The organism is Streptomyces neyagawaensis (assembly GCF_023516595.1).
GTDB lineage: Bacteria > Actinomycetota > Actinomycetes > Streptomycetales > Streptomycetaceae > Streptomyces > Streptomyces neyagawaensis.
In genome coordinates, this window is the sequence record NZ_JAMGBG010000223.1 from 1 (window position 1) to 10,191 (window position 10,191).

Annotated in this window: 5 protein-coding genes; all 5 read right to left on the reverse strand. The window is 72.8% G+C overall.

The window, feature by feature from the left end:
• The coding region (gene tmk / locus M8J73_RS44195; RefSeq protein ID WP_249829911.1) for a dTMP kinase at positions 1 to 2,678 on the reverse strand (2,678 nt) is incomplete at its 3' end.
• A 300-nt stretch (positions 2,679 to 2,978) separates the two neighbouring features.
• Positions 2,979 to 5,828, reverse strand: coding sequence for a type I DNA topoisomerase (gene topA / locus M8J73_RS44200; protein WP_055542717.1), 2,850 nt, complete (start codon positions 5,826 to 5,828; stop codon positions 2,979 to 2,981).
• A gap of 315 nt (positions 5,829 to 6,143) precedes the next feature.
• A complete protein-coding gene (locus M8J73_RS44205; protein WP_055542718.1) occupies positions 6,144 to 6,341 on the reverse strand; it encodes a hypothetical protein in 198 nt (65 codons plus the stop codon).
• Positions 6,342 to 6,438: 97 nt separating this feature from the next.
• Entirely contained in the window at positions 6,439 to 8,844 is a 2,406-nt protein-coding gene (locus M8J73_RS44210; protein WP_249829912.1) for a serine/threonine-protein kinase, read from the reverse strand.
• A 275-nt stretch (positions 8,845 to 9,119) separates the two neighbouring features.
• The coding region (locus tag M8J73_RS44215) for a methyltransferase (RefSeq protein WP_249829913.1) at positions 9,120 to 10,191 on the reverse strand (1,072 nt) is incomplete at its 5' end.

Here is a 10,191-nt window from a genome sequence, read left to right on the forward strand (position 1 = left end):
GCAGCGGCCCGCTCCGCCTCGGCTGCCGCCGCTGCCGCCCGCGCGGCCTCCGCGACCCGCTCGGCCTCCGCGGCGGCGGCCCGCTCCGCGGCGATCCGTCGCGCCTCCTCGGCGCGCAGCAGCGCCTCCTCCGCCTTGCGCTGCTTCTCCAGGCGGCGCGCCTCCGCCTCCGCCCGCAGTCGCTGCTCCTCCGCGGCCTGCTGGCGTCGCCGTTCCTCCTCGACCCGGCGGCGTTCTTCCTCCTCGGCACGGGCCTTCTCCTCCGCGAGGAGCCGTGCCTGCTCCTCCTCGGCGCGGCGCCGCGCTTCCTCGGCCCGTCGCCGGGCCTCCTCGGCCTGTCGTTCGGCCTCGCGTCGCTGCGCCTCCTCCAGCTCGCGCCGCTTGCGCTCCTCCTCCTCGGCGCGCAGCCGGGCGAGTTCCTCCTGGCGCTCCCGCTCCAGCCGCTCTTCCTCGGCCTTGCGGGCGGCCTCCTCCTCGGCCTTCTTGCGGGCCTCCTCCTCGGCCTTGCGCCGCGCCTCCTCCTGCGCCTTCACCTCGGCCTCGGACAGCGGGAGCATCACGTCGAGGCGGTGCCGGATGACGGTGGTGACGGCCTCCGCGTCCTGCCCGCCGTCGACGACCAGGTACCGTCCGGCGTCGGCGGCGGCGAGCGTCAGGAATCCGGCCCGTACGCGCTCGTGGAACTCGGCCGGCTCGGACTCCAGCCGGTCCGGCGCCTCGGTGAACCGCTCCCTCGCCGCCTCGGGCGAGACGTCGAGCAGCACCGTCAGATGCGGTACGAGCCCGTTCGTGGCCCAGCGGGAGATCCGGGCGATCTCGGTCGGGGAGAGGTCCCGGCCGGCTCCCTGGTACGCGACGGAGGAGTCGATGTACCGGTCGGAGATGACGACGGCGCCCCGCTCCAGCGCGGGCCGCACCACGGTGTCCACGTGTTCCGCGCGGTCCGCCGCGTACAACAGGGCCTCGGCGCGGTGGGACAGTCCGGCGCTGGACACGTCGAGGAGGATCGACCGCAGCCGCTTGCCCACGGGGGTGGCGCCGGGTTCGCGGGTCACGACCACCTCGTGCCCCTTGGCGCGGATCCACTCGGCGAGCGCCTCGACCTGGGTGGACTTGCCGGCGCCGTCGCCGCCCTCCAGGGCGATGAAGAACCCGGTCTCGGCCGGTGCCTGGTCGGGGTCGTCGCCGCCGAGCAGCGCGTCCCGCAGGTCGTGCCGCAGCGGCACTCCGGACCGGTCGTCGACCTTGGCGAGGACGAGCGCGGCGACCGGCAGGAGCAGCGCCCCGATGAGCATCAGGGTGAACGCGGCACCGCCGTGCGCGAACACGAACTTGCCGTTCTCCAGCCGGTGCGGGCCGATGGCGGCGGCGACCAGCGGGGCCAGGACGGCGGCGAGCGCGACGAAGACGCGTACGACCGCGTGGAGGTGCTCGGTGGTCCGGGCCCGCCGGAATTCCTCGGCCTCCAGGTCGAGCAGTGTGTGCCCGGTGTTCGCGGCGATGCCCGCGGCGACACCCGCCAGCCCGAAGATCAGGACGACGCTGGTGACGTCCGGCACGAGTCCGCCGGCGAGCAGGGCGACACCGGTGAAGGCGATGGCCAGGGCGAGGAGCCGACGGCGGGACAGCGACGGCAGCACGGACGGAGCCTTGCGGATCCCAAGGCCCACGCCGCCGGTCAGCGCGACGACCAGCAGGCCGTACAGCACCGGGCCGCCGCCCAGGTCCTTGGCGTGCAGCACGGCCACGGCGACCGCGGCGGCGACCGCGCCGGCGACCGCCGCGCACGCGGGCACCAGGATCGGGATGGCGCCCGTGCGGCCCTTGTCGACGCCGGTGCCGGTCCTGGGCCGACGCAGTCCCTCCAGCGGGGACCGCGCGCGGGGGGTGCGCGTCTTGGGCAGTTCGAGGAAGGTCACCACCGACAGCGAGGCGGCGAAGAGTCCGGCGGCGACGTACGAGGCGAGCGCCGCCTGGTGCTGACCGAACCAGTCGAGGCCGGCGCCCAGCAGGTTGTTGAGCAGCGCCACGACGACGAGGGTGGCGGCCGCGAGGGGCACCGCCACGAATCCGGTACGCAGGGACAGGCGTCGCAGCGCGTCCATGTGGTCCGGCAGCGGGCGTACGGTCGCGCCCTCCAGCGGCGGCGCGTGCAGCAGCGCGGGTGCCGCGCTCTCCCGGCAGACCGTCCAGAAGCGTTCGGCGACGCCGGTCACGAAGACAGTCACCAGGAGCACCGCGAGCGCGTTGTCCGGTGTCCAGTCGATCCACAGGGGCGCGACGATCAGCAGCAGGACGCGCAGCCCGTCCGCGCCGACCATGGTCCAGCGGCGGTCGAGCGGGCCGTCCTGCGAGGTCAGTGAGGTGAGGGGGCCGAGGAGCACGGCGCCGAAGAGCAGGGTCGCGAGGACCCGCGTGCCGAAGACGACGGCGACGGTCAGGGCGACACCCCGGTACCCGCCACCGAACGGCCCCTCGGCGATCGCCGTCTGGAAGGCCAGGAGGACGAGTACGAACAGGGCGAGGACATCGCCCACGCCGCCCACGAGCTGTGCGCTCCACAGCCGTTTGAGCTGAGGTCGGCGCAAGAGCGCCCGTACCGCGCGCTCCCTGGAGTCGGCTGCCAGGGCGTCGTCGGGGGCCGGAGTCAGGGCAGTCGGCTGCTCGCCTCGCATCATGCTTTCAGCCTATCGGCACCCACCGACAGCCCGGACCGACGCCCGAACGCACGCACACGTCGCCACCAAGTCGTGTAAAAAGCGCAGGTTCGGAGAAGCCAAGGTGAAGATTCCAGCCAAGCTGATCGACAGCCGCCCCAGGGGCGCGGGGAACTGCGCGACCAGCCCCAAACGCTCCCGCACCCGCGCGCCGTCCCCGAACCCCCGACCCCTTGGGGGCTCACGAACCCTCGGGCGCCCGACAGCCTTCAGCCGAACGCCCGACGGTTCTCCACGTCTCTCGACGTCTCTCGACGCCTCTCAGCCCTCGGACGACGCGGCGGTCTTCTTCGCAGCCGCCGTCTTCGCGGTCGCGGCCTTCTTCGCCGCGGCCGACTTGGTGGTGGCGGTCTTCTTCGCGGCCGTCTTCTTCGCCGGCGCCGCCTTCTTCGCGGCGGCGGTCTTGGCCGTGGTCGCCTTCTTCGCGGGCGCCTTCTTCGCCGTCTTCTTGGCCGGCCCCTTCGCCCGCTTCTCCGCGAGCAGCTCGAACCCGCGCTCAGGTGTGATCGTCTCCACGCTGTCGCCGGACCGCAGCGTCGCGTTGGTCTCGCCGTCGGTGACGTACGGCCCGAAGCGGCCGTCCTTCACCACGACCGGCTTGCCGCTGACGGGGTCCGCGCCCAGCTCCTTCAGCGGCGGCTTGGCGGCGGCCCGCCCCCGCTGCTTGGGCTGGGAGTAGATCTCCAGTGCCTCTTCCAGCGTGATCGTGAACAGCTGGTCCTCGGACTGGAGGGAGCGCGAGTCCGTGCCCTTCTTCAGGTACGGCCCGTAGCGCCCGTTCTGCGCGGTGATCTCCTGGCCCTCCGCGTCCGCGCCGACGACGCGCGGCAGCGACATCAGCTTCAGGGCGTCGTCGAGCGTGACGGTGTCCAGGGACATCGTCTTGAACAGGGAGGCCGTCCGCGGCTTGACCGCGTTCTTGCCCGTCTTCGGGGTGCCCTCGGGGAGGATCTCCGTCACGTAGGGCCCGTAGCGGCCGTCCTTGGCGACGATCTGGTGGCCGGTCGCCGGGTCGGTGCCCAGCTCGAAGTCACCGCTGGGCTTCGCCAGCAGCTCCTCCGCCAGCTCGACGTTCAGCTCGTCGGGCGCCAGGTCCTCGGGGATGTCGGCGCGCTGGTGCCCCTCGCTGTCCTTCTCGCCGCGCTCGATGTACGGGCCGTAGCGTCCGACGCGGAGCACGATGCCGTTGCCGACGGGGAACGAGGAGACCTCACGCGCGTCGATGGCGCCCAGGTCGGTGACCAGTTCCTTCAGTCCGCCGAGGTGGTCGCCGTCGCCGTTGCCGGCCTCGGCGGCCGTGCCGATGTCACCGGTGCTCTCGCCGAAGTAGAACCGCTTCAGCCACGGCACGGACTGGGCCTCGCCGCGGGCGATGCGGTCGAGGTCGTCCTCCATCTTGGCGGTGAAGTCGTAGTCGACGAGCCGACCGAAGTGCTTCTCCAGGAGGTTGACCACGGCGAACGACAGGAAGGACGGCACGAGGGCCGTGCCCTTCTTGAAGACGTAGCCGCGGTCGAGGATCGTGCCGATGATCGACGCGTACGTCGACGGGCGGCCGATCTCGCGCTCCTCGAGCTCCTTGACCAGGCTGGCCTCGGTGTAGCGGGCGGGCGGCTTGGTGGCGTGCCCGTCGACCGTGATCTCCTCGGCGGCCAGCGCGTCGCCCTCGGAGACCTGCGGCAGTCGGCGCTCGCGGTCGTCCAGCTCGGCGTTCGGGTCGTCGGCGCCCTCGACGTAGGCCTTGAGGAAGCCGTGGAAGGTGATCGTCTTGCCGGAGGCGCTGAACTCGGCGTCCCGGCCGTCGGAGGCGGTGCCGCCGATCTTGACGGTGACGGAGTTGCCGGTCGCGTCCTTCATCTGGGAGGCGACGGTCCGCTTCCAGATCAGCTCGTACAGCTTGAACTGGTCGCCGGTCAGACCGGTCTCGGCGGGCGTGCGGAAACGATCACCCGAGGGTCGGATCGCCTCGTGCGCCTCCTGCGCGTTCTTGACCTTCCCGGCGTACGTCCGGGGCTGCGCCGGCAGGTAGTCGGCGCCGTACAGCTGGGTGACCTGGGCGCGGGCGGCGGACACGGCGGTGTCGCTGAGCGTCGTGGAGTCCGTACGCATATAGGTGATGAAGCCGTTCTCGTACAGCTTCTGCGCCACCTGCATGGTCGCCTTGGCCCCGAAGCCGAGCTTGCGCGAGGCCTCCTGCTGGAGCGTCGTCGTACGGAACGGGGCGTACGGGGAGCGGCGGTACGGCTTGGACTCGACGGAGCGGACGGAGAAGCGGGTGTTCTCCAGAGCGGCGGCCAGCCCGCGGGCGTTCGCCTCGTCGAGGTGCAGGACGTTCGCGCCCTTGAGCTGCCCGAGCGAGTCGAAGTCGCGGCCCTGGGCGACCCGGCGGCCGTCGACGGACTGCAGACGGGCGACCAGGGACGACGGGTCGGACGGGTCGCCGGCGCGGCCGGTGGAGAAGGTGCCGGTCAGGTCCCAGTACTCGGCCGAGCGGAACGCGATCCGCTCGCGCTCCCGCTCCACGACGAGCCGGGTCGCCACGGACTGGACACGGCCCGCGGACAGCCGGGGCATGACCTTCTTCCACAGGACCGGCGAGACCTCGTAGCCGTAGAGGCGGTCGAGGATGCGGCGGGTCTCCTGGGCGTCGACGAGCTTCTGGTTGAGCTGGCGCGGGTTGGCGACGGCGGCCTGGATCGCGGCCTTGGTGATCTCGTGGAAGACCATCCGCTTGACCGGGACCTTGGGCTTGAGGACCTCCTGGAGGTGCCAGGCGATGGCCTCGCCCTCGCGGTCCTCATCGGTGGCGAGGTAGAGCTCGTCGGAGTCCTTCAGCAGGTCCTTGAGCTTCTTGACCTGCGCCTTCTTGTCCGCGTTGACCACATAGATGGGCGCGAAGTCGTGCTCGACGTCCACGCCGAGGCGACGGACCTCGCCGGTGTACTTCTCCGGCACCTCCGCGGCGCCGTTGGGAAGGTCGCGGATGTGCCCGACGCTCGCCTCGACGATGTAGCCGGGGCCGAGATAGCCCTTGATCGTCTTCGCCTTGGCAGGCGACTCGACGATGACGAGTCGGCGGCCGCCGTTCGCGGTCTCGCTGGTCGGGGACAACTTCGCTCTTCTCTCCGGTCGACGCTGGGATCTCCCCGGGGTCGCCTTGTGTCCGGGGTCGGGCACCCCCGGAGGCCGGTGCCTCGCAGGAGGCGCGGCCATGAGCCCGGGGGGTCGGGTCATGCTGACGCTGCGGAGTGTGACGGTACATCCCGCCCCCGTGTCAAACGGGAAAAGCCCGCAACGGCCACTCGAACGGTAACCCGACTACCGCCATTCCTGCCGCCCGGCGTGGTCACCGGCCCTTCCGGACCGATGCGGAGGGTCACCCCGCGGTCACCCGGCCCGCTCCCCGCTCCGGCCTCCGGAGCACCCTCAGATCTGCGCGAAGCACCACGCGCCGAGCAGGAGGGCGGCGACCGCGGCGACGCTCGCGAGCGTTGCCGACATCACAGGGCGCACGCCGTGCGCGACCGACAGTCCCTGCCGCAGCCGGACGGTGGTCCACAGCAGCAGCCCGCCCCCGAACAGGGCGAACACCACTCCCGCGAAGATCGCCGATCCGCTCTCCATGTCCCGCTCTCCCACCCCTCGACACCCAGGGAGGGGAGGCTGGCACGCACGGGAAGCGGACACACGAACCCGAGGTGAACGCGAGGCGTCCGGGGCCTCAGACCGAGCCGGGCGTGGGTATCTTCCCGGTCGTCCTGGAGATGTCGGCATTGCGCACCGTGCACACCACCTTGTTGAAGCCCTTCTTCCACTCGTCCTCGTCGGAGACCCAGCCCGACACGATCAGGTCGGAGCCGGGCGCCCAAGTCGTCTCGAACCTGTTGGTGCAGAGCTTTCCCCCCTCGTCGAGGGCGCCCTGGAAGGTCATGCTGTCCGGGGCCTGCACCGATCCGACGACCTGGTCGGTGTGCGCTTGGGCACAGTCGGTCAGCGGCGCGTCGTATCCCTTGTCGTCCCTGGTGGTGTAGTCCCAGCAGTCGCCGACGGCCATCTGCGTGGGCCACAGGTTCGTGCCCGTGTCGCGGAGGCGGCCCACTTCCCCGCCGATCGGGACGTGCTTGCCGAGTACGAGACATGCCGTACCGCCCTTGGCGGCGGTGAAGCCCTCCTTCGTGGGCACCAGCGCGTAGACCCCGGCGTCGGGGAGGGCCTCGGCCGTCGAGTCGGCCTGGTTGGCGCAGCGCTGCGGGCCGTTGGCCCGGGCGTCGTCGTGGTCGGAGGCCGTCTCGATGGCCACGACCTGGCCGTCCGGCCAGTCCTCGTCGCAGTCGACCACGCCGAGGTCGGGCAGCGACTTGAACGCCGCCCCCGTCCAGACCGCCTTGACGCAGTCCCCTACTTGCAGCGGCTGGGTGAGGGCCGCCTTCTTGCCGTACGGGTACTTGGCGATCACCGGTCGGGGCGGGGCGTCCGGGGGGTCGTTGCGCACCTTGACCACGGCCCAGGTGCCGCCGCCCGCCACCAGCAGCACCGCCACGACGAGCGCGACGAGCGCGGCCGGCGGCATCTTGCGCCGGGGAGTGCCGGGCTGTGGGGCGAGGGCGGTGACCGTCGGATACCCCGCGTGGCCCGGCGGGGTGGGGCCGCCGCCGTAGGGCGTGGACCGGTTGGCCGCGTACGCCGGCGCCTGATGGCCCAAGGGGCCGCCGTACGAAGGAGCCTGACCGCCCGCCGTGCCTCCGTAGGGCGTGGCCGGGCTGCCCGGGTAGCCGCCCTGGGCGGGGCCCTGACTGCCCGCCACATTGCCGTACGGCGTGGGCCGGCCGCCCGCGTACGGGTTGTGGCCGTCGTACGGGCCGCGGGGCCGCGCCTGCTGCCAGGGGTCGTACGGCGACGGTCCGGCCGGGGTGTTGGGGCCCGCGCCCGGGGTGTTCGGGCCGCCCGCCGGGGTGTGCGGCGTGTTCGGTGTCGGCGGGGCGCCGGGTGTGTGCGGGGCGGCACCGGGGGTGTGGGAGGCGTACGGGGCGGCGCCCGGGGTGTGGGATGCGTACGGCGTGTGGGGCGCTCCGGGTGTGTTCGGGGTGTTGCCACCCTGGGCGGCGGCCACCTGGCCGGGCGGGGCGCCGACCGCGTAGCCGTGCGGCGTACCGGCGGTCGCATGTCCGCCCGGTCCACCGGCCGCGGCGGGGGCGGGGCCGAAGGCATCCGGGGCCGACGACGGGGTGGCTCCCCAGCCGGCCGGTGACGACGGGCCGCCCGCGGGCGCGACCCGCTCCAGACCGCGGGCCACGGCCTCCGGCGACAACCGCCGTACCGGGTCCTTGATGAGCAACCCGTGCAGTACGGGCGCCAGTTCACCGGCGCGGGCGGGCGGTGGGGGCTCCTCGCCCAGCAGGGCGGTGAGCGTCGCGTACTCGCCGTGCCGGTCGAAGGGGCCGCGGCCCTCGACGGCCGCGTACAGCGTGGCGCCGAGGGAGAACATGTCGGCGGCGGGCGTCGGCGGCTCGCCGCGCGCCCGCTCGGGCGCCAGATAGCCGGGCGTGCCGAGGATGCCGGCGGTGGCGGTGAGCCGGGGCTCGCGGGACTCCGGCTGGAGTGCGATGCCGTAGTCGGTGAGCAGCACGCGCGCGTAGGGGTCGCCGGAGGCATCGGCGGCCAGCAGGATGTTGGCCGGTTTCACATCGCGGTGGAGGATGCCGATCCGGTGTCCCGCGGTGAGCGCGTCGAGGACGGCGAGCCCGATCCGGGCGACCTGCTCGGGCGCGAGGGGCCCCCGCTGCCGTACGACGGCCTGGAGGTCGACGGCGTCCGGCACGTACTCCATGACGATCCACGGCAGGCCCTCGTGCAGCACCACGTCGTGGACCGTCGCCACATGAGGGTGGCCGCGCAGACGCGCGGCGTGCCGGGCCTCGCTGCGGGCCCGGGCGATGCGCTGCGCGGGCTCGCTCGCGTCCCTCGGGACGTCGGGCAGGGAGATCTCCTTCATGGAGACCTCGCAGGCCAACTCCTCGTCGTACGCGAGCCAGACCCGGCCCATGCCGCCCGCGCCCAGCGTGCGCAGCAGGCGATAGCGGCCGTTGATGATCCTTCCCTGGCCCTGCTCCGGCGTATCCCCCGCCATCGCGACCCCCCGATCCCCCAGAGACAGCGCGTGCCTCCCCCGAGGACACGTCGAATCCGTCTCTTGAAAATAGCTTCGCACGCACCACTGACAGGAGACCTTTTACGGATCAATCCAGCCAGACCGGACACATGCGACCCAGGGGTACGGAGGGACCCCATCCGTTACTCGAACAGGGCACCCGAACATGTCCTCGGCGGGCCGCCGGGCAGCCTCGGCGGAGCCGGTTCGAGGAAGCCGCCGCCTCAGGGGGCCGGTTCGAGGAAGCCCCCGCCTCAGGGGGCCGGTTCGAGGAAGCCCTGCTCGACGAGGAGCCGGATCTGGACCGGCGTCCGGTCGCGCAGCGCCACCGGGTCCTCGCCCACGAGCTGGGCGATGGCGTCCAGAATCCGCCCCGCACTGAGCGAGCCGTCGCACACACCGGCGAATCCGGCGCCGACCGTGTCCACCTTCGTGGCCCGGCGCATACCCCGGTTCTGCCGCAGCACCACGTGCTCGGGGTCCTCGGCGCCGGGCAGTCCGACCTGCTCCTGGACGACCTCCGAGGCGAGCCGGAAGTGCGCGCCGAGGAGCGCGGCGTCGTCGGCGGCCCGCAGGTAGTCGACGCGCGCGAAGTGGGCCCGCACCGTCTCACCGAGCGGCTGTTCGACCGGATGCGGCCATTCCTCGACGGTGATCGAGGGCTCGTCGTCGGCCGCGGCCGACTTGCGCAGCGTGATCCAGCCGAACCCGACGCCCTTGACCTTGCGCGCCTCGAACTCGTCCAGCCACGCGTCGTACCGGGCCTGGTACTCGGCCACGTCACCGCGGTGGTCGCCCGCGTCCCGCAGCCACAGCTCCGCGTACTGCGTGACGTCCTGGACCTCCCGCTGCACGATCCACGCGTCGCAGCCGCGCGGCACCCACGACCTGAGCCGCTCCTGCCAGTCCTCCCCCGCCACGTGCTGCCAGTTGGCGAGGAACTGCGCGAACCCGCCCTCGTTGAGCCGCTCCCCGGCCCGCTGCACGAGGGTGCGGCAGAGGTCGTCGCCGCCCATGCCGCCGTCACGGTAGGTGAGCCGGGCGCCGGGCGAGATCACGAACGGCGGGTTGGACACGATGAGGTCGTACGTCTCGTCGTCCGCGAGCGGCTCGAAGAGCGAGCCCTGGCGCAGATCGGCCGCCGGTGCGCCGGAGAGCGCCAGCGTGAGCGCCGTGATGTGGAGCGCGCGCGGGTTCAGGTCGGTCGCCGTCACGCGGGTGGCGTGCTGGGCGGCGTGCAGCGCCTGGATGCCGGAGCCGGTGCCGAGGTCGAGCGCGGAGCCGACCGGCGTCCGCACGGTGATGCCGGCGAGGGTCGTGGACGCG